17 protein-coding genes and 1 tRNA gene are annotated in these 20,448 nt (G+C 68.0%); 6 read left to right on the plus strand and 12 right to left on the minus strand.

The features are described 5' to 3' along the window. Window positions 1–122 precede the first annotated feature (122 nt). The 3 genes from AB7E35_RS07185 to AB7E35_RS07195 all read right to left on the minus strand — a co-directional run bounded on the left by AB7E35_RS07185 (window position 123) and on the right by AB7E35_RS07195 (window position 4,165). Window positions 123–199 (minus strand) — tRNA-Arg (locus tag AB7E35_RS07185). A 217-nt stretch (window positions 200–416) separates the two neighbouring features. Further along, window positions 417–2,249 carry a M14 family zinc carboxypeptidase gene (locus tag AB7E35_RS07190; RefSeq protein WP_428164096.1) on the minus strand — a complete coding sequence of 611 codons (1,833 nt, stop codon included), beginning with the start codon at window positions 2,247–2,249 and terminating at the stop codon, window positions 417–419. Between the two features lie 203 nt (window positions 2,250–2,452). Then, the gene (locus tag AB7E35_RS07195) at window positions 2,453–4,165 is read right to left on the minus strand and encodes a DEAD/DEAH box helicase (RefSeq protein ID WP_428164083.1); all 1,713 of its coding nucleotides are present in this window, start codon (window positions 4,163–4,165) and stop codon (window positions 2,453–2,455) included. 257 nt (window positions 4,166–4,422) lie between these two features. Here AB7E35_RS07195 and ettA point away from each other — a divergent pair, with 257 nt between their 5' ends. Then, window positions 4,423–6,084, plus strand: a complete 1,662-nt coding sequence (gene ettA / locus AB7E35_RS07200; protein WP_428164082.1) for an energy-dependent translational throttle protein EttA — start codon at window positions 4,423–4,425, stop codon at window positions 6,082–6,084. Between the two features lie 57 nt (window positions 6,085–6,141). After that, a complete protein-coding gene (locus tag AB7E35_RS07205; RefSeq protein ID WP_428164081.1) occupies window positions 6,142–8,364 on the plus strand; it encodes a DUF1631 family protein in 2,223 nt (740 codons plus the stop codon). Window positions 8,365–8,428: 64 nt separating this feature from the next. On the opposite strand, the gene AB7E35_RS07210 is transcribed toward AB7E35_RS07205, so the two are convergent. Beyond that, a complete protein-coding gene (locus tag AB7E35_RS07210) occupies window positions 8,429–9,448 on the minus strand; it encodes a P1 family peptidase (RefSeq protein ID WP_428164080.1) in 1,020 nt (339 codons plus the stop codon). 280 nt (window positions 9,449–9,728) lie between these two features. On the opposite strand from AB7E35_RS07210, the gene AB7E35_RS07215 reads away from it, so the two are divergent. Beyond that, window positions 9,729–10,571 (plus strand): MetQ/NlpA family ABC transporter substrate-binding protein, encoded by an 843-nt coding sequence (locus tag AB7E35_RS07215; RefSeq protein ID WP_428164079.1) that lies wholly within the window; start codon window positions 9,729–9,731, stop codon window positions 10,569–10,571. 106 nt (window positions 10,572–10,677) lie between these two features. Here the strand turns inward: AB7E35_RS07215 and AB7E35_RS07220 are convergent, their stop codons facing one another. The 8 genes from AB7E35_RS07220 to AB7E35_RS07255 form a co-directional block, all read right to left on the minus strand. Next, entirely contained in the window at window positions 10,678–11,064 is a 387-nt protein-coding gene (locus AB7E35_RS07220; RefSeq protein ID WP_428164078.1) for a copper-binding protein, read from the minus strand. Between the two features lie 22 nt (window positions 11,065–11,086). Next, window positions 11,087–11,584, minus strand: coding sequence for a DUF411 domain-containing protein (locus AB7E35_RS07225; protein ID WP_428164077.1), 498 nt, complete (start codon window positions 11,582–11,584; stop codon window positions 11,087–11,089). Between the two features lie 82 nt (window positions 11,585–11,666). Next, window positions 11,667–12,152: a cupredoxin domain-containing protein gene (locus tag AB7E35_RS07230; protein ID WP_428164076.1), complete on the minus strand. Its 486-nt coding sequence runs from the start codon at window positions 12,150–12,152 to the stop codon at window positions 11,667–11,669. A gap of 18 nt (window positions 12,153–12,170) precedes the next feature. Next, the gene (locus AB7E35_RS07235) at window positions 12,171–13,559 is read right to left on the minus strand and encodes a multicopper oxidase family protein (RefSeq protein ID WP_428167320.1); all 1,389 of its coding nucleotides are present in this window, start codon (window positions 13,557–13,559) and stop codon (window positions 12,171–12,173) included. A 1-nt stretch (window position 13,560) separates the two neighbouring features. Beyond that, window positions 13,561–14,994, minus strand: a complete 1,434-nt coding sequence (locus tag AB7E35_RS07240; protein ID WP_428167321.1) for a TolC family protein — start codon at window positions 14,992–14,994, stop codon at window positions 13,561–13,563. Continuing rightward, complete coding sequence (locus AB7E35_RS07245) at window positions 14,991–15,347, minus strand: hypothetical protein (RefSeq protein ID WP_428167322.1); 357 nt, start codon at window positions 15,345–15,347, stop codon at window positions 14,991–14,993. Before AB7E35_RS07245 ends, AB7E35_RS07240 begins: the two co-directional genes overlap by 4 nt. A gap of 101 nt (window positions 15,348–15,448) precedes the next feature. Then, entirely contained in the window at window positions 15,449–15,856 is a 408-nt protein-coding gene (locus AB7E35_RS07250) for a hypothetical protein (RefSeq protein WP_428163348.1), read from the minus strand. 44 nt (window positions 15,857–15,900) lie between these two features. After that, window positions 15,901–17,898 carry a heavy metal translocating P-type ATPase gene (locus AB7E35_RS07255; RefSeq protein WP_428167323.1) on the minus strand — a complete coding sequence of 666 codons (1,998 nt, stop codon included), beginning with the start codon at window positions 17,896–17,898 and terminating at the stop codon, window positions 15,901–15,903. Between the two features lie 40 nt (window positions 17,899–17,938). Between AB7E35_RS07255 and AB7E35_RS07260 the strand changes: the two genes are divergently transcribed. The 3 genes from AB7E35_RS07260 to AB7E35_RS07270 all read left to right on the plus strand — a co-directional run bounded on the left by AB7E35_RS07260 (window position 17,939) and on the right by AB7E35_RS07270 (window position 20,382). Next, on the plus strand, window positions 17,939–18,397 hold the full coding sequence (locus AB7E35_RS07260) for a MerR family transcriptional regulator (RefSeq protein ID WP_428163346.1): 459 nt from the start codon (window positions 17,939–17,941) through the stop codon (window positions 18,395–18,397). A 109-nt stretch (window positions 18,398–18,506) separates the two neighbouring features. Further along, window positions 18,507–19,316 carry an MlaE family ABC transporter permease gene (locus AB7E35_RS07265; protein ID WP_428167324.1) on the plus strand — a complete coding sequence of 270 codons (810 nt, stop codon included), beginning with the start codon at window positions 18,507–18,509 and terminating at the stop codon, window positions 19,314–19,316. A 64-nt stretch (window positions 19,317–19,380) separates the two neighbouring features. After that, window positions 19,381–20,382, plus strand: coding sequence for an MlaD family protein (locus AB7E35_RS07270; protein WP_428163344.1), 1,002 nt, complete (start codon window positions 19,381–19,383; stop codon window positions 20,380–20,382). The last annotated feature ends 66 nt before the right edge of the window (window positions 20,383–20,448 follow it).

The following is a 20,448-nucleotide window of genomic DNA, read 5'->3' on the forward strand; positions in this document are numbered from 1 at the left end:
CTGGTATCTGCTTTGTTGGTGTGTCATGGTGCGCAGTGAAGCTGCCTGAGACAGCAAAAAACCCGCAACGCCAGGAAACGTGCGGGTTTTGAGAGGGTGTGAGACTGTTGGAGAGTCTTTTTTGGCCTGCCCGGAGGGACTCGAACCCCCGACCTATTGCTTAGAAGGCAATTGCTCTATCCGGTTGAGCTACGGGCAGATGGCGCTGCGCCTGTTGCTGGCGCAATCTGCTTGCGGGGCGTGGTTTGCGCCCGCCAGCGGTGGCGGATGATACCCGCGGGTGCTTGCCCGGTTGTGCGATGTCCGGGGCACAGTATCTGCAAGAATACTGGAAAATATGCCTCTATCCCTTGTAGATAGAGCGCTAGTAGCTACGTTATCAATAGCAAAAACAATGTTCAAGGCTGCTGGGAGCCTCAGTCGGTTTCCTCAAAAACCAGTGAGGGCGGGGCCATGATGCGCGCCATATCTGCCAGGTTGGCAATGATGTGGTTGGCGAAGTAGCTGTTTTGCGTGTCGGGTTCCAGTGCTGCCACAGCCAGGTTGGCCAGGGGCTGGTTCAGCGGGACGTAATAGCTGCCGCTGGGCACGTCGATGGCGATGCGCCGGGGCGTAACCTGGGCACGGACGATGGAGCGCGCATCGGCAGGCGTGCCGTCGGCGTGGTGCCGTTGTGAGGTTTCGCGGCTGGCTTCCTGATAGGTGTCGGCCAATGCCGTGCCCGGCTCGGCGATGCGCATGACCTGGATGCCCAGCAGTTGCATCCGCTCCACGGCGTCACCGGCACTGGCGGCAAGCCAGTAGCCGCAGGGGCGAGGGCGTTTTCTCAACGCGTTCAACTGCAGCGATGACGACCACTGCACGCTCACGGCGCGGTCGGCCCCGGTCAGCGGGTCCAGCATCAGCAGGTCGCGCTGGGTCGGCATGGGACTGGCCTCGATCGTGATGTTGCCGCGGCAGGCCTGCGCGGCGATGTCGCGCGTTTCATAAGACCGTACCTGCTCCAGGCTGTCCGCGCGATCCACCGTGCTGCGCAATGCGCTGGTGACGGCGGTGACCTGCGCATGCACGCGGCGCTGTATGTGGGTGCGCTCCATGCCAGCGCCGCGGCTTTGCACCAGCATGCTAACGGCGTTCTTCAGCCCGTTGACGTTGCGCGCCGTTTCCGGCTGCGTGCCGCCCATGAAGATGCGCAAGTCGCCGGGGCGCGTGGATGCGGTGTATTGCCAGTCGTGTGTCAGGGCTTCGGTGGTCAGGGCCTTCGCCATGGGCTGGTGGTACCACTCCAGCGCGGCCCTGGACATGAACTCGGGCAGATTGGCCGTGGTTGCGTGCTGCATCAGTACGTCGTGGCGTTGCAGGGCGTTGAATTTTTCTAGAAACGCTCCTCCCACCCGGTATTCCTGCAGGTCGATCACGGCAATGGGGCGGTAGTTGCGCACCAGCTTGGCCAGCGCACGGGCCTCGGGTGTTTGCAGCAGCAGGTGGTCGCGATCCAGGTCGATGCCGTTGGCGGTGGCGCGTGCGCCAGCCTCTGCGCCGTCCGGGTTGGCGCGGGGCACGACGATGACGTTGATGCGATCGAGCATGGGTTCCAGCAGGCCCTGCGCCAGCTCCCGGGCCACGACCAGCAAAGCTTCGCTGCCCGCGGGCTCGTCGCCATGCTGCTGGCCGATCAGCACGACGGTGGGGCGGCGGCTGGCATCGAGCGCAGCCACGTCGGTGCCTGCGGCGCGCGTGAGCACCAGCGCATGGATGGGCGCGCCGCGCTGCGACGGGCCCAGGTCCAGCATTTGCAAGCGCGTGGCGCCACGCTGCGTGGCCGCCAGGTCGCGCAGCCATTGCGTGAGCTCGGCCTGGGTGGTGAAGCCGCTGCGGCCCTCTGCCAGGCCGGGAGTTTCGTAGCGCACGGAGGGCGCAGGAAAGCGTGCCGCGACGGCTGCGCTGTAGGGCAATGGGGCCGTGGCTTGCGCGCCATCGGGCGTGACCGGTGTCGTCGCTACCGGTGCGGCGGGGACATCGGTGCGCTGCGCCGTGCCCAGCGGTGGGGGCACCGTGCGCGGGGCTTGCGGGGTTGCGGTGGCAGGTGGTTGGGCGGGCCAGGGCGGCAAGGGCGTGCTGGCGCATGCACCCAGCAGCGCCGCGGCCAGCAAAGTCGCGGCCCTGACAGGCGCCGAAGCGCTGGTGCGCCGGGGGGCATCAGCAGCTTGCAAGGGGGTGCGAAGGGGCGGAGTGGTGGACTGCATCATGGTGAACATCAGCGACTGCGTGGGCGCATGCATGTTACCCGGCGCGCTCGCGGCGCGGGTGACGCGCGCAGTGTGGGTTGCAAGCCTGGGTCTGCGGCCATTGTTGCGGGGCGCCTGTTGGGCGCAGCTTTCAAGGGGCAATCCGGGCATAAAAAACCCGGCATGGCCGGGTTGGTGCATCAGGTCAGCGTTCGCTGCGCTTGTCAGCGGCCATAGCCGCCGCCGCGCGGGCCCCGCCCGCCACCTCCGCCGCCGCTGCGAAAGCCGCCCCGGCGGCCGCGGTCCGTCATGCTGTCCACATTGGTGCGCATGGGATCGGGTTCGCTGGTGCGTCCGCCGCCGTGGCGTGGGCCCAGGTTCAGGTGGGGCAGCTGTGTGCCCAGATGGGCGTGCTCACTGCGTGGCTGGCTATCGTCAGAGCGGCGATTGCCGCTGTTGGCGCCACCGCCACTGCCACCGCCGCGGCGTCCGTCGCCCGCGTTGCGGGGCTGCTGCGGGCCGCGGCCGGCTGGCCGGCCGCCGTTGCCTGCCCTGGGGCCCCGGCCCTCGCCGCCCTGGCCGTTGCTGTTTGCGCGCTGGCCATCACCTTGGCCGCCGCCCTGGCGCCCGCCGCGCGGCGAGCCCTGGGCTGCCTTGTTGGTGCGCATGCGCTCCATCATTTCGGAGCGCGCGGCTTTGGCTGCGGCCTGCATGACCTCGCGGCTCGGCGGCTTGCCCGCGCCGCCCCAGATGGTCTGTCGCCCCATCGCGATGGGCTCGGCCTTCTCACCCTCGTCGGGGCCGAAGCCGTCGATTACCTGCACGGGGATCTCCTGCTTGGTGAAGCGTTCGATCTCCATCATGAAGCCTTCTTCGTCCATGCACACCAGGCTCACGGCCTGGCCCATGCGGCCGGCGCGGCCCGTGCGGCCGATGCGGTGCACGTAGTCTTCGGGTACGTTGGGGATCTCGTAGTTCACGACATGCGGCAGGTCATCGATATCGATGCCGCGCGCTGCAATATCTGTAGCAACCAGAGCCCGGATCTGGCCGGTCTTGAAGCCATCGAGCGCCTGGGTGCGCGCGCTTTGGCTCTTATTGCCGTGCAGCGCCATGGCGCTTACGCCGTGCTTGGTCAGGTAGTCGGCAACGTTGTTGGCGCCGAACTTGGTGCGCGTGAACACCAGCACCTGGCTCCAGTCGTGCTGCTGAATGATGTGCAGCAGCACCTGCTTTTTCTTGCCGCGGCCCACGGGGTGGATCACCTGGCTGATGCGCTGCACCGTGGTGTTGCGCGGCGTCACCTGGATGCTTTGCGGATTGTTTAGCAGATTGCCGGCCAGATCGCGAATTTCGTCGCTGAACGTGGCCGAGAACAGCAGGCTTTGCTTGGCCTTGGGCAGCAGCGCCAGCACCTTTTTCACGTCGTGGATGAAGCCCATGTCGAGCATGCGGTCGGCCTCGTCCAGCACCAGAATTTCGACCTGCGAAAGGTCCATGAAGCCCTGTTGCTGCAAATCGAGCAGGCGCCCGGGCGTGGCCACGAGCACGTCCACGCCGCGCTTGATGCGGTCGATCTGCGGGTTCATGCCCACGCCGCCGAAGATCACGGTGGACTTGATGTCCAGGTGCTTGCCGTAGGAGCGCACGGATTCCTCGACCTGTGCTGCCAGTTCGCGCGTGGGGGTGAGCACCAGGGCGCGCACTGCGCGGTTGCCAAACTTGCTCGTGGGTGCCTGGCCCTCAGCCAGTCGATGCAGCATGGGCAGGGTGAAGGCGGCCGTCTTGCCGGTGCCTGTCTGCGCGCCGGCCAGCAGGTCGTGGCCTGCAAGCACGGCAGGTATGGCCTGGGCCTGGATCGGGGTGGGGTTTTCGTAACCCTGTTCTTGCACGGCACGCAAAAGGGCCGGCGCCAGCTTCAGTTCTTCAAATGTCATTTAAGTTGGGTGCGCCCATCCGGGGCGCTGGGTATCGGCCTGTCGCGGGCGACTTTACGGGTCGCCGAGCCAGTTGTGTAGGCTGATGATTTCAAGAGCGGGAGCCTGGAAGTGAGGTTCCATCGTCCCCAGCCGGTCTAGGCTGATGCCGTGGGCAACTGGAGCCCGCAGCGGCCGCTATTGTCGCATGCGCCGATAATCGCCTTTTGCGCATGATTTTTTCGGCGCCTTTGTGTGGTTAGTTTTCAGATAAATCCATGGCCCAATACGTTTTCTCGATGAACCGTGTCACCAAGACCGTGCCGCCCAAGCGGCAGATCTTGAAAGACATCTCGCTGTCCTTCTTTCCCGGAGCCAAGATTGGCGTGCTTGGCCTGAATGGCTCGGGCAAGTCTTCGTTGCTCAAGATCATGGCGGGCGTGGACAAGGAGTTCGAGGGCGAGGCCCTGCCGATGGCGGGCCTGAGCATCGGCTATTTGCCCCAGGAGCCGCAGATCAACCCGGAATTCACCGTGCGCCAGGCTGTCGAAGAGGCCATGGCCGAGGTGAACTCGGCGCGCGCCCGCCTTGAAGAAATCTATGCAGCCTATGCAGAGCCTGACGCCGACTTCGATGCGCTGGCCGCCGAGCAGGGCGAACTGGAAGCGAAGATCGCCGCTGCCGGCACCGACTCCGAGCACCAGCTGGAGATCGCCGCCGACGCGCTGCGCCTGCCGCCGTGGGACGCGGTGATCGGCAAGCTGTCCGGCGGTGAAAAGCGCCGCGTGGCACTGTGCAAGCTGCTGCTGTCCAAGCCCGACATGCTGCTGCTGGACGAGCCCACCAACCACCTGGACGCCGAGTCCGTGGACTGGCTGGAGCAGTTTCTGCACCGCTTCTCCGGCACCGTGGTTGCCATTACCCACGACCGCTACTTCCTGGACAACGCCGCCGAGTGGATTCTGGAACTGGACCGCGGTCATGGCATTCCATACAAGGGCAATTACTCAGAGTGGCTGCTGCAAAAGCAAAACCGCCTGGAGGCGGAGCAAAAGGGCGAGGAAGCCCGTGCCAAGGCCCTGAAGAAAGAGCTGGAATGGGTGCGCCAGAACGCCAAGGGCCGCCAGGCCAAGTCCAAGGCGCGCATTGCACGCTTTGAAGAGCTGAGCGACTACGAATACCAAAAGCGCAACGAAACCCAGGAAATTTTCATTCCTGTGGCCGACCGGCTGGGCAGCCAGGTGATCGAGTTCAAGAACGTCTCCAAGTCGTTTGGCGACCGCGTGCTGATCGACAACCTGTCCATGAACATCCCTGCGGGGGCCATCGTCGGCATCATCGGCCCGAACGGCGCCGGTAAATCCACGCTGTTCAAGCTGATCGCCGGCAGGGAGCAGCCCGACAGCGGCGAGGTCGTGATCGGCCAGACCGTGAAGATGGCCTATGTGGATCAGTCCCGCGACGCCTTGTCCGACGACAAGACCGTGTGGGAAGACATCTCGGGCGGCCTGGACATCCTCAACGTTGGCAAGTTCCAGATGGCTTCGCGTGCCTACGCGGGCCGTTTCAACTTCAACGGACAGGACCAGCAAAAGAAGGTGGGCAACCTGTCGGGCGGTGAGCGCGGCCGCCTGCACCTGGCCAAAACGCTGATCCAGGGCGGCAACGTCTTGCTGCTGGACGAACCCTCCAACGACCTGGACGTGGAAACCCTGCGCGCCCTGGAGGATGCCCTGCTGGAGTACGCCGGCACGGTGCTGGTCATCAGCCACGACCGGTGGTTCCTGGACCGTATCGCCACGCACATCCTGGCCGCCGAAGGCGACAGCCAGTGGGTGTTCTTCGATGGCAATTACCAGGAATACGAAGCCGACAAGAAAAAGCGATTGGGCGAAGAAGGCGCGAAACCCAAGCGCATGCGCTACAAGGCGCTCAAATAGACATCTTCAGGTAGTAGCATTGGATCGGGCTATCGCCCGTCACTTGTCTGTTTCATCATGTCTCTCCCCGCGTCCCGCGCCCGAACGGTCTTTCGGGCATGTGTCGTCAGTGCCGTCAGGGATAGCGAAGCCCTGATGGCGGCGCTGGTGGCGGGAGCGAGCGCTGCGCTTGCCGCGCAGGAGTCGTCGGAGCGGGACATCCACAAACGCAGCCTGATCGGCGACGCGCTGCGTCTGCTGCGCCAGCATGAGTCCACCCTGATCAAGGCCTACCCCATGGCCTTTCTGGAGATCTGCGCCGAAGGTCCCTCGGCAGCCAACTCGCGGCCGGGTCAGTCCAGCGGCATGGACATCGGCGAGCTGGCGCTGATGGACGATTCCGATGTGCTGGCGCAGGTGGAGCTGTCCCGCGCGCAGCAGCTGGTGGCGCACGCCACGGAGGCCACGCTGGCCGAGCTGGACGCACTGGTCAGTTCGGCCCAGGGCCTGCACAGCGTGCAGCCCGAGAGCAACCCGTTGCGTCCCGAGAACTACATCCGTGCCCTGCAGCAGGTGGTGGGAGACACCGGCGTAAGCGGCGAGGTGCGCCAGCTGTGGATGAGCCAGATGCGCGAGCTGCTTGGGGCGCAACTGGTGCAGGCCTACCAGCGCGCTGCGCAAAGCCTGCGTGAGCATGGTGTGGAGCCGGTGGGCTATGCAGTGGCTGGGGCGGCGGGGTCGCGCGGATTCATGTCTGGCGGCGCGGATCTGGGCAGTCGCCCCATGGGCGTGGGTTATCCACCATCGGGCTACGGCGTGCCCGTTGCCTACGGATCGGGCTATGGCGCTGGCTGGGGGGGGCCATCGGGGTCGATGGAGCTGGCGCCCGAGGCGCAAGAGGCCTTGCTGACGGTGGGCATCCTGCGGCAGATGCTTGCGGGTGGGGGAGATCCCTTTGCTTTTGATGCGCCTGCCGGAACCTATGTGCCCGCCGAGGCGGCCGAGGCGATGCAGGACATTGCCCAGCTGGAGCGCATCGTCGGCCGTTTGGCGGGCGCCGCGCAAACGTCCGGGCAGTTGCCCGTGCCGGCGCCGGGGTGGAACGGGGCCTCGGCCTCTGCTGCCGTCTCGGCGGCAGCACCCGCGCGTGCCGCGCAGGGGGTGGTGAGCCGCATGATGGAAAACATCGCGCAAGATTCCCGTTTGTTGCCCCCGGTACAGCGCGCCGTGCAGCGCCTGGAGCCCGCCCTCAAAGAGCTGGTGGTGCACGACACCGGCTTTTTCTCCGACGAACAGCACCCTGCGCGCCGCCTGCTCGATGAGCTCACCGCGCGCAGTCTGGTCTTCACCACCGAGGACGGGCCGGCCTTTAGTCGCTTCATGCGGCTGGTGAATGAAGCGGTTGGACATCTGGCCTCTCAGGAGATCAAGGATGCCGAGCCTTTTGCCCAGGTGCTCAGAGCCCTGCAAAAAGCCTGGATGGCGCAGGACCGCATGCAGCGTGAGCGCCAGCAAGCGCTGCACCGCGAGCGGATTGCACAGAAGATTGCAACTGACTTTCGTCGCCTTCCGGACGCGGACAAAGTGTCGCCAGAGCTCATGGCTTTCATCACCGGGCCTTGGGTCGATGTGGTGATTCAGGCGCAAAGCAGCCAGCCGCAAGACGAAGGTGGGGACCCCGGTGGTTACCTGGCTGTGGTGCCGCTGCTGATTTGCTGTGCCCAGCCGGATCAATTGCGATCCGACCCGGTGCGCCTGGGCCAGGCCCTGGCCGACATGCTGCCGGTGGTGGTGCGCGGTCTTGAAAGCATTGGTCATTCACCCGAAGGCATAGCGCAAGTGATGCTGTGGCTGCAGCAGATTCAGCAACAGGCGCAGGATTTTGCCGCGGCCGGTGTACAGGAGGATTCGCCGACTTTTGCGCCAGTGTCCGAAGTCCCGTCCGACGAGGCGCCTGATCCTCAAGCGGATGCGCAAGAGTTCATGCTGCCGGCGGCCGATGATGCCGCCGCGGACACTGCCGCGGCTCAGTGCCCGCCGGTTGCGCCGCAACCCGAGTTGCGCATAGGCCAGTGGGTGGAGATCGTCAGCAACCAGAAGGCCGTACGCACCCAGCTGACCTGGTGCAGCCCGCACCACACGCTGTTTTTGTTCACTGCGGCAGACGCCAGCACACAGTCCATGACGCGCCGCATGATCGACAAGCTGATCGCTGAAGGTTCTTTTCGCTTCATCTCGCACCCGCCCGAGGCGGGCCGTGCTGCCCGCACCGGTCGTACACGGTCTGGCAAGCTGCGCTAGTACGGCGCAGCCGCCTGAGCTGCAACGGCGGCGCCGTACGCTGGCCGCGTGGCATCCGTCCCCATCAAACTTGTTGCCGTTCGGCCAGGTCGCGGCAGCCAGGCAGCACCAGCCCCTCGGCGGTGGTCAGGGTCTGCGCGGCCATGACGGCGCGCACGGTGGCGCGGGCCACGGCCTCGGCGGCCATGGTGGACAGCACCATCATGCCGGGGTGCCGGGCATGCGCGCCGGTGGCCAGCGCGAACAGCGTGTCGCCGTCGCTCATGGTGTGCACGGGGTTGATGCTGCGCGCCAGCCCGTCATGCCCGGCCACGGCCAGGCGCTGGGCCTGCACCTTGGACAGCCGCGCGTCGGTGGCAATCACGCCGATGGTGGTGTTGCTGCCCGCCAGCAGCGGGTGCGGCGGCTCGCCGCGCAGCAGCGCCTGGCGGGTGTTGCGTAGTGCCCGCCCGTCGGCGGTGCGGGCGCCGGCCAGCGGCAGGCCGGTGTCGGGGTGCACCACGTCGCCCACTGCGTTGCAGGCAATCAGCGCGCCCACGGTCACGCCTGCCACGCGTACCGCGGCCGTGCCCACGCCGCCCTTCATGGCGTGCGGCATGCCGAACATCTTGCCCACGACAGCCCCCGCGCCCGCGCCTACATTGCCCTCGGCCGGCTGTTGGCGCGTGGCGGCAGCGCACGCCGCGTAGCCTGCGGCGGCGTCGGGGCGCACCATCGTGTTGCCGACATGCAGGTCAAACAGCACCGCAGCGGGCACCAGCGGCAGGCGGCCCACGCCCACGTCCAGACCCACGCCCTGTTCTTCCAGCCAGCGCATCGCGCCGCTGGCCGCATCCAGCCCCCAGGCACTGCCGCCGGCCAGCACCACTGCGTGCACGCGTTCGATCAGGTTGCCGGGCGCCAGCAGGTCGGTCTCGCGCGTGCCGGGCGCGGCGCCGCGCACGTCCACACCAGCCACGGCGCCATCGCGGGCAATGACTACGGTGCAGCCGGTCGGGCGGCGCGGGTCGGTGAAGTGCCCGGCTTCGATGCCGTCCACATCGGTGATGGCACCGGGCTGGGGAGTGTGTGAGTCAGGGAGCATGGCGCGTTCATTATCCGGGCGCGCGCGCAGCGTTGGGTGTGCCGCAGGCGCCGGTCGGGTGGTTTCAAATAAAGAAAAGTGCATAAACATTCTTTTTTATATTTGTTGTTTGTCTGAGCAGTTTTCTTGATACTCGGTCGCGTGGGTGCTCCAAAGGCAGGCACCGCGCAACCCTTGGGTGACATCGGCCCGGCGCGCCAGCGGGCGGCACGGGCGACTCGTCACCGACTCACATGAACCCGCAATACAGGTGCCCCAGGGCGCCGGGAGAAATTTTTCAATGACCGCTCGCTTCCACAACCGCCGCGCCGTCCTGGCCTTGGCCACCTCCATCGCAGCGATTGCCGCAAGCTCTTTCGGCCTGCCGGCAACGGCCACCGCCCAGGACGCCGGCAAAAAGCAGATCGTGATCGGCGGCACCGCCGGCTCCAACATCGACCAGCTGCAGGCCGGCATCGTGCCGCTGCTGCAAAAGAAGGGCTACAAGGTCAAGCTGGTCGAGTTCAACGACTATGTGCAGCCCAACCTGGCACTGGCCGACGGTTCGCTGGATGCCAATTTTTTCCAGCACGAGGTGTATTTCAACCAGTTCAAGGGCGACCGCAAGCTGGATTTGACGGCCCTGGTGCAAGGTCCCATCGCCCCGATGGGCGTGTATTCGAAGCAGCGCAAATCCCTGGCCGACTTGAAAGACGGTGACCGCGTGGCCTTGCCCAACGACCCCAGCAACCTGGCGCGCGGCATCTTGCTGCTGCAGCAGGCCGGACTGGTCAAGCTGAAAGAAGGGGTGAGCCCTTTGCGTGTGTCCGAGCTGGATCTGGCTGCCAACCCCCGCAAGATCAGGCTGGTGCCGCTGGACGCCGCCCATCTGCCCCGCGCGCTGGACGACACGCAGTTCGCCATCATCAACGGCAACTTCGCGATTTCTTCCGGCCTGAAGCTGCAGGACGCGGTGCTGCTGGAAAAGACGCCCGAGCACTACCTGAACGTGGCCGCCGTCAAGACCAAAGACAGGAACACGCAGTGGGCCAGGGATCTGGAGGCGGCCTTCCGCTCGCAGGAGTTCAAGGCCGTGGTGGACACCAAGTTTGCCGGCTACTCCAAGCCGGCCTTCTTGCAGTAAGGCAGGCGGGCGCGCCGCACCTGCCCACCTCTGCCCATCCCTGCAGCGGCGCCCAGGCCCATCGCCGCCGTGGCCAGCAGCGGTGGCGTGGGTGAGGGCGCGGGTTTCAGGGCGCGCGTTCGATGTGGGTGATGACGAAGGCTCCATTCACCTGCTCTGCGCGAAAGCGCACTTTGTCGCCGGGCTTGAGCGTGTCTGCCTGCGCAGGCGTGCGCAGCGTGAAGACCATGGTCATGGGCGGCATGGCAAGGTTTTTGAGCTCGCCGTGGCGCAGCGTGATCTTGCCGCTGCGCGCGTCCCGGCGTGTGACCTCGCCCTCGCTCAGCTCCTGTGCGGCGCTGTCGTCGGCTGCGGCGGGCGTGTCCGCGTGATGGGCGCTGTGGTCCGTGGCCTGGGCCTGGGCCCAGCCGGCTGGCAGGCCCAGCAGCGCCACGGCGGTCAGGTAAGCGGTGGTGAAGCGCGGCGCGCCGGCGCTGAAACGGTGTGATGGCATGGCGTGTTTTCTCCAGAGGTTGTCAACGGTAGCTGGTGAAGACGCGCGTGGAAACATCGCTGTTCAGCACATTCCTGGTGACCAGCAGCACGTCGTACGGGTCTTTGCGGCCGCCGTATTCGGGGCCGTCCATGCCGGGGCTGCCCACGGGCATGCCGGGCACGGTGATGCCCAGCGCCTTGGGTTTGTCCTTGAGCAGCTTGCGCACGTCGGCGGCCGGCACATGGCCTTCCACCAGATAGCCGCCGACCAGGGCGGTGTGGCACGAGCCCAGGCGCGTGGGCAGGCCCAGTTTGGCGCGCACGGCGGCGTTGCCCGTCTCGTGCACGGTGATGGCAAAGCCGCTTTGCTCCATCAGCGCAATCCAGTCCTTGCAGCAGCCGCAGTTGGGGTCTTTCCAGACTTCCATGGGTGTTTTGGCCTGGGTGCTGGCCCATGCGGGCAGGCTGGCGCAGGCCAGGCCGGCAGCCAGGGTGGACAGCAGCTGGCGGCGGCGCAGCGGGGTGGGGGTCGGGTTCATGGGGTCTCTCCTTCGGTGAAAGCGGTGAAAGCGGTGAAAGCGGTGAAAGCGGTGAAAGTGGGGGAAGTGCAGGCGCGGCGGCTCATGGCGTGACGGTGATGGTGCCGCGCATGCCGGCCTGGTAGTGGCCTGCGATCAGGCAGGCAAAGTCGAACTGGCCGGCGCGATTGAAGTGCCACAGCAGATCGCCGCGCTTGCCCGGGCCCACATGGGCCATGTGAGGCTCGTCGTGCTCCATGTTGGGGAACTTGACCATCATCTGCGCGTGCTGCTCCAGCGTGTCCGGCGTGCCCAGCACCACCTCGTGCATGACCTGGCCCTTGTTCTCCACGCGCAGGCGCACGGTCTCGCCCTGTTTGACGGTGAAGTGCGACGGCGTGAAGCGCATGTCGTCCGTCATGCGCAGCGTGATGGTGCGCCGCGCGTCCTTGGCCTGGCCGGCAATGCCCCATTCCTGCTGCTGGGCGGGCATGGCGGCGTAGCCCTTGTGCGGGGTGTTTTGATGAGCAAAACCGGCGGTAGCCCCCATCAATAAAGCGCTGGAAGCTATGAATTTAAGAGTCTTCATGGTGGTGCCTCAGGGGGGTCAGTGGTTTTCGTGGCTGGCGCCCGGCTTGCGCACGCTGGGGGCACCCGGGGCCTGGCCGGGTGGCGTCTGGCGCGGGGCAGAAGCATCGGCGGGCGCCCCGGCCCACTCGCGCGCTACGGTGCCCGCCGGGTGCTGGTACCAGCCCGGGTCGCGCCAGTCGCCTGCGGGCAGGCCCTGGCGCACCTTGAGGGTGGTGAACATGCCGCCCATCTCCAGCGGGCCGAAGGGGCCGGTGCCGGTCATCATGGGGAAGGTGTTGTCGGGCAGGGGCATCTCCATCGCCCCCATGTCGGCCATGCCGCGCTCGCCCATGACCATGTAGTCGGGGATGATCTTCTGGATCTTGCCGACCAGGCCGCGGTGATCCACGCCGATCATGGTGGGCACGTCGTGGCCCATGGCACCCATGGTGTGGTGGCTCTTGTGGCAGTGCAGCGCCCAGTCGCCGGGCTCGTCGGCGATGAACTCCAGCTGCCGCATCTGGCCCACGGCCACGTCGGTGGTCACCTCGGGCCAGCGCGCGCTCTTGGGCACGGGGCCGCCGTCGGTGCCGGTCACCTCGAATTCATGGCCGTGGATGTGGATGGGGTGGTTGGTCATCGTCAGGTTGCCCACGCGGATGCGCACGCGGTCGCCCAGCCGCGCCACCAGCGGGTCGATGGCGGGGAACACCCGGCTGTTGAAGGTCCAGATGTTGAAGTCGGTCATGGTGTTGACCTTGGGCGTCAGGCTGCCCGGCTCCACGTCATAGGCCGCGAGCAGGAAGGCGTAGTCGCGCTGCACCTCGGCGATCAGCGGATGGCGGGCCTTGGGGTGGGTGATCCACAGGCCCATCATGCCCATGGCCATTTGCACCATCTCGTCGGCATGCGGGTGGTACATGAAGGTGCCTGGCCGACGCGCCGTGAACTCATAGACAAAGGTCTTGCCCGCCGGGATGTGCGGCTGCGTGAGCCCTGCCACGCCGTCCATGCCGCAGGGCAGGCGCTGGCCGTGCCAGTGCACGCTGGTGTGCTCGGGCAGGCGGTTGGTGACGAAGATGCGCACGCGGTCGCCTTCCACCACTTCGATGGTGGGGCCCGGGCTCTGGCCGTTGTAGCCCCACATGTTGACCATGAAGCCGGGCGCCACCTCGCGCACCACGGGCTCGGCCACCAGGTGGAACTCCTTGACGCCGGCGTTCATGCGCCAGGGCAGGGTCCAGCCGTTGAGCGTGACCACCGGCTGGTAGGGGCGGCCGCTGGGCGGCGCCAGCGGCGCGGCGGTGTCGGCAGAGGATTGCGAGGGCGCTTCGGGCAGCGCGGCCAGGGCCACGCGGCTTACTGATGCTGCTGAGGCGGCGGCCACGGCCGTGGCCGCGCCAGAGAAGAAATGGCGACGCTTCATGTCAGTGGCCTTCTGGAGAGGGGGTGGAGGTGGCCTGGGCAGGCTGAGGGGCGGCGCTTGCGCCCGGCGAAGTGCCGAGCAGCGCCAGCTGCAGGTCGGTCTCGGCCAGCCAGAAGTCGCGCTGCGCTTCGGTGGCGGCGGCCACGGCCTGATTGGCGCGGCGCGCCTCGGCCAGCAGCGCCCATACGCTGATGAACATGCCGTTGTAGCGCAGCACGGCTTCGTCCTGCATGAAGCGCGCGAGCGGCAGCACCTCGGCCTGCTGCTGGTGCGCCAGGTCCCAGGCGGTGCGGTAGCGCAGCCAGTGGCTGCGCGCCTCGCTGCGCGCGCGGATGGCCGCGTCCTGCAGTTGCGCGGCGCTGCGCTGCACCTCGGCACGCGCGCGGCCGGTGGCGGCGCCGCCCCAGTCGAACAGTGGCAGGGGCAGTTCGATTTCCCAGCCGCGCGTGGTCTCGCGGTGGCCTGTGGCGCGCTCGGTGGCGGTGTTGCGGCTGTAGCTCAGGCCGATGTCGCCCAGCACCGCGCCCACGCCGGCCCAGCCGCTGCGATCGGCGGTGGTTTCCAGGTCGCGGCGCAGGGCGCGCAGGTCCAGCCGCTCGCGCAGGGCCGTGGCTTCGGCGTCATTGCCGCTGCGCAGTGCATCCGCCGCGGGCAGGGCGGGCAGGGCGTCGGGCAGGGCAAAGTCGGCCTGCGTGCCCCACAGGCCCATCAGGCGCGCCAGCTGCTCATGCTCCAGCGCGGCATTGAGCCGCGCGCGGGCCAGCTGGGCGGCTGCGTCTTGCGTGACGGCGATTTCGCGTGCCTGCTGCAGCCGGCTGAAGTTGCCCACCCGCGCCATGCGCCGCGCCAGCTCGCCCCCGGCTTCGGCGGCTTCGTGCATGCGTTCATGCGCCGCCAGCACCTGCCGCGCGGCCACGGCGCGCAGCCAGGCGCGGCGGGTGTCGGACGCCAGGCGCAGCACGTCCTGCGCCGCGGCCAGCGTGGCCTGCTCCATCTGCCAGCCCAGCCAGCGCGTGCGCCAGGGCAGCGTGATCACATCGACCAGGCCGAAGCTGAGCTGGCGCTCGATCTCGCGCTCATGCCCGTTGGTGAAGCGCCCCAGCGTGAGCGTGGGGTTGAACAGGGTCAGCGCCTGGGCGCGTTGCGCATCCTGCGCGGCCAGTTCGGCCAGGCGGGCCTGCAGGGCCGGGTTGTTCAGCAGCGCCACGCGCACGGCCGTGTCCACATCCACGGGCTGGCGCAGCCATTCGGCCACCCGGGTCTGGGCATCGGCGCGTTCCTGCGCTCCAGCCGCCGCCAGCTGCGCGCCTTGCGGCAGACGGGAGGCCACATGGCTTTGCACGTCGCCACGCAGTCCGTCGGGCGCCACGCTGGCGCAGCCCGCCAGCAGCAGCGCTGCGGACAGCGTGGCTAGGGTGATGGAAGCGCGTTTCATGGCCGGCCTCCGTGGTGGTTGTGGTGGTGGCCCGGGGCGGGCTGGGTGGAGGCCGGCGGCGCGGTGCGCGCCTGCGCGGCTTCCCAGCGCACGATGTCGGCGTGTCCGTTGGCAAACGTGCCCACTGTGGCATTGGCGCTTTTCCAGTCCTCGGTGTCTGCGGCCACGCTGCCGCTGGCTGGCAGGAGCGGGTGGCGCAGGGGGCGGCCCGGCGCTTGCGCCGAGTCGGCTGCGACGGCGTGTGTGGGTGGGGCAGGCTGGCTTTCAACCTGCGCCCAGGTGGGGGATGCGGTACTGGCCAGGGCCGTCAGGGCGGCCAGGGCTGCGGTGCGATGGGGGGGCGCAAAGCGCATGGGTGTCTCCCGTCAACATGACAAAACCGCGCCCGCAATGCCGTGCCGCAGCCCGCCAGGGGCCGTGCGGCTGGTTGCGGACGCACTTCGGGCGTCAGTGCTCAGGAGATGGGGGGTTTGATGGCCTGCGCAGCGGTGGCGCTGGCAAAGTGCGTGCAGTGGTGCGGCTGGGCCGGGCCGTTCTGCACGTCGGCGGGCGTGGTCATCCACGCTGGCGCGGAGAAGGCCGAATGGCAGATGCCGCAGGCCACCAGGCAGCCGGCCGGGTGCTCTGCATGGGCAAGGCCATCCTCGTCGCAGCAATACGGCTGCTGTGTGGTGGCGGAGTGATCATGGTGCACGCCGCCGTGTTGACCTGCGCCCGCTGCATCGTGATGGGAATGCGAAGCCGACATCACAGCCATTGGCTGCGTGGGCATTGCAGGGGCCACGCCCATGGCCATGGCGTCGCCCAGCAGGCCCCGAAGGACCAGCAGCAGACCAACAATCATGGCAACGGCGCGACGCATGCAGGCAATGATACCGGCGCGAGGTTCAAAGTTCCCTGGTACGTTCAGCAGCGGCGCAGGCGCAGGCCGTTGGCGACTACCAGCAGGCTCACGCCCATGTCGGCCGCCACGGCCAGCCACAGGCTGGCCATGCCCAGCAGTGCCAGGACGAAGAATGCGGCCTTGATGCCCAGCGCCAGCGCAATGTTCTGCCACAGCACGGCGTGGGCGCGGTGCGCCAGGCGCACGGTGTCGGGGATGCGGCGCAGGTCGTCGTTCATCAGCACCACGTCGGCCGTTTCCATGGCCATGCCGGTGCTGTGCGCGCCGCCCATGGCAAAGCCCACGTCGGCCTGGGCCAGCGCGGGCGCGTCGTTGATGCCGTCGCCCGCCATGGCGGTGGGGCCGCGGGTGCGCTGCAGCGCGGCCAGCGCATCCAGCTTGCCCTGCGGCAGCAGGCCACCGAGCACGTCCTGTGTGTCGCGGATACCCGCCTCTGCCGCAATGGCCTGGGCAGTGGCCGGGTTGTCGCCGCTCAGCACGACAGGATGCAGACCCAGCGCGCGCAGCTGGTCGATGGCCTGGCGCGCCTGGGCACGCAACGGGTCGGCCATGGCGAACAGTGCGCGCACGGCGTGCGTGTCGGCCAGCAGGGTGACGGTGCGGCCCTGGCGCTCATGCTGCGCCAGGGCGTTCTCGAGCGCGGCGTCGGCCAGGCCCTGTTCGCGCATCAGGCGCAGGTTGCCCAGCAGCCAGCGCTGTCCGCCAATGTCGGCCTGCACGCCGCGGCCGGGGAGGGCTTGCAGGTGTTGCACGCCATTGTGGGTGGCCGCAGGCAGGCCGGCTGCGATGGCGCGTGAGACGGGGTGCTCGGAGCGGCTGGCCAGTTGCCAGGCCACGGCGGCCGCGGCGTCGGCATCGGCGCCGCTCACCGTCTGCCACTGCACCAGCGCGGGGCTGCCGGTGGTCAGCGTGCCGGTCTTGTCCAGAGCCACCACGCGCAGGCTGCGCGCGGCCTCCAGCGCGCTGCCGCCCTTGATGAGGATGCCGCGCCGCGCCGCTGCGGTGAGTGCGCTGACCACCGTGACCGGGGTGGAGATGACCAGTGCGCAGGGGCAGGCGATGACCAGCAGCGCCAGCGCCTGGTAGATCGATTGCGCCCAGGTCCATTTCATCAGCGGCGGCGCCAGCAACGCCAGCAGCACGGCCAGCGCGAACACGACGGGCGTGTAGATGGCGGCAAAGCGGTCCACGAAGCGCTGGATGGGGGCCTTGCTGGCCTGTGCCTGCTCCACCGCGCGCACGATGCGCGCCAGCAGCGTGTCGCCCGGCGGGGTGCTGACTTGCATCAGCAGTTCGCCCTGCTGGTTCACGCTGCCGGCGTACAGCGGATCGCCCGGGGCCTTGTCTGCCAGCTGGCTTTCGCCGGTGATGGGGGCCTGGTTCACGGCGCTGCTGCCCTGGACGATGGTCCCGTCCAGCGGTACGTGTGCGCCCGGGGCGATGCGCACGGTGGCACCCAGCGGCACCTCGTTCACGGGCAAGCGCTGGCTGGTGCCATTGGGCTGCAGCACGTCAGCGGTGGCGGGCGCCAGTTGCAGCAGATTGCGAATGGCGTGGCGCGCGCGATCCATGGCGCCGTCCTCGATGCGCTCGGCGGCCACGTACAGCGCCATGACCATCGCCGCCTCCGGCCACTGGCCGATGAGGAAGGCGCCGGTGACGGCCACGGCCATCAGGGCATGGATGCCCAGGCGCAGGCGCGCCAGATCCTGCAGGCCCACGCGGTACACGCCCAGGCCCGACAGCGCGATCGCCACCAGGGCCAGAGCCATGCCTGCGTAGTCCTGTTGCAGCCAGTGCGCCACCTCGGCGCTGGCGGCCAGGGCGAGTGCCGCGGCGATGCGCGGCCAGCCGGGCAGCGTGCCGTGGTCGGGGCCATCGCCCGCCGGTGCGCTGCAGGCGCAGCCGCTGCACGCGCTGGCGGCAATGGGGGCGGGCAGGGGCGCCGTGACCGGGTCTTGGGAAGGGGAGTAGGAACGGGATTGGAGGTTGTGGCTCATGCCATGATTGGAAACCTTGAAGCCACTCGAAGGTCAAGCCATGTTGCGACAAAGCCCCCGCCACCGCATTGGTGATGCCGCCCGGCTCTCGGGCGTGCCGCCGGCCAATATCCGCTACTACGAGAAAGAAGGCCTGCTGCCCGCGCAGACCCGTGCGGACAACCGCTACCGCCTCTATAGCGACGAGGAGGTGCACCACCTGCGCTTCGTGCGGCTGTGCCGCGCCATGGACATGTCGCTGCAAGAGGTGCGCGGCCTGCTGGCACTGGATGCCGACAGCGCCGCCGACGGCCACGCCGCCTGCTCCACGCTGGACGCGCACCTGGCCCATGTGCGCACACGCATGGCCGAGCTGCGCGCGCTGGAGCAAGAGCTGCTGCAGCTGCGCAGCCGCTGCGGGGGCACCAGCGGGCCGTGTCATGTGATCGAGGCGCTGCATGCGCGTGCCGACGCCCAGCCCGTGCCGCCCACCGGCCCCGCAGCGCGCCGGCATGTGTGAAACCCATGGGGCTGATTGCTATGCTGTTAATAGCATGTTGCGCTTGCTGCGCGGGCGCTAGAGGCCCATTTGTTACTTATCCAATGTGACCTTCGCCTATGATGCGCGCATGATTGCCAGCCTGCATCCCGCCATCTTGCTCCGGCGCCCGTGGGCCTACGCGCGCCGCTGGGCGCTGGCCTGGTGGCGCATCATCTATCTGGGTGCGGTGGTCATGGTGCTGGTGCTGTCGCCGTCCAGCTACGGGCGCGGCATGCGCTGGCGGCTGGCGCGTCACATGTATCTGGACACGGCCCCCATCCTGCTGGGCTTCACGGTGCTGGCGGCGCTCATCAGCCTGGTCATCACGCGTATCGTGGTGGTCACGGCGTTCAGCTACGGCCTGTCGCGCTACGCGCTGGAGATGGTGATCCGCGTGCTGGTGCTGGAGCTGATCCCGCTGACGGCTGCCCTGTTCGTGGCCATGCGCGCCACCATTCCTAACGGCACGCAGCTGGCCTTGATGCGCCAGTCGGGCCACCTTCAGGCTCTGCGCCAGCGCGGCGCCGACCCGGTGCGCCTGGAACTGCTGCCGCGCGTGGTGGCCGGCGTGTACGCCAGCATCACGCTGGCGGCGCTGTCGTGCGTGGTGGCGCTGGTCATGGCCTACCTGGGCGTGTACGGGCTCAACACGGCGGGGCTGCCGGTGTACACGCGCATGTTTGGCCAGGTGTTCGCGCCGCAGATCACGCTGGTGTTCGTGCTCAAGACCGTGTTCTTCAGCCTGGCCGTGGCGCTGATTCCCATGGCTTCGGGGCTCTACGAGAGCGGCGACGCACGCCAGGCCCAGCAGCCCGACTCGGAGCTGGGCGGGCTGGCACGCATGTTCGCCGTGCTGCTGCTCATCGAGGTGATCTCGCTCATGGGCAATTACTACTGACATTACCGACGTCACCGACCTTGCCGACACTACCCACGCCATTGATTTTCCCGGCACTCATGCAATGACCGACCCGCAAAGTCCCAACCCACCGCCGTCCCAGCCGCCCTTGGCCGAGTTGCCGCCGCCCGTGGCCCATCTGGAGCGCAAGGCCGTGGCGCTGCTGCTGTTCACACTGCTGCTGATCGTGGGCGCCGGCCTGTACCTGTTGTATGCGCGCGGCGCCTTCGAGCCCACGCAGCGCCTGGTGCTCACTGCAGACGACTCCGAGGGCGTGGCAGTGGGCATGGACATGACGTTCTCGGGCTTTCCTATCGGCCGGGTGCGCCGCATCGAGCTGGCGCGGGACGGCAATGTGCGCATCCTCATCGACGTGGCCCGGCGCGACGCGCACTGGCTGCGCACGTCCAGCGTGTTCACCCTGGTGCGCGGGCTGGTGGGTGGCACCACCATCAAGGCCTACAGCGGCATCCTGACCGACCCGCCGCTGGCCGACGGCGCCGAGCGCCCGGTGCTGCGCGGCGACGCCACGGCGGAGATTCCGCAGCTCATGGCATCGGCGCGCCAGCTGCTGGACAACCTCAATGCCATGACCGGCGCCGACTCCGCCCTGGGCGGCGCCCTGGCCCAGGTGCGCACGCTGACTGAGCGGCTCAACGCGCCCGGCGGCGCCCTGGGCGTGCTGATGGGCAACGAGGCGGATGCCAAAAAGATACTGACCACGCTGGAGCGCACCAACCAGTTGCTCGCCCGCATCGACGGCATGGCGGCCAAGGCGGACAGGCAGGTCTTTGGCGCGCCGGGCGAAGCCGGCCTGGTGCCCGAGGTGCGCGCCGCCGTGGTGCAGCTCAATGCCCTGCTGGCCGACGCACGCCAGAGTTTGACCAAGGTGGACGCCGTGCTGGCCGAGGCCCAGGCCGTGGGCGCCAACGCCCGCGAGGCCACCACCGACCTGGGCGCGCTGCGCGCCGAGGTCGAGAGCAGTCTGCGCAAGGTGGACAGTCTGGTCAACGAGATCAACCGCAAATGGCCCTTTGCCCGCGACACGGAGCTGAAACTGCCATGACCGTCATCACTGCCATGCGGCGCGTCCCCGCCTTGATCCCGGCTTTTCGCTGCCGCGCAGCGATTG

The organism is Diaphorobacter sp., assembly GCF_050251835.1.
In the GTDB taxonomy this organism is placed as follows: Bacteria; Pseudomonadota; Gammaproteobacteria; order Burkholderiales; family Burkholderiaceae_C; genus JBFXIE01.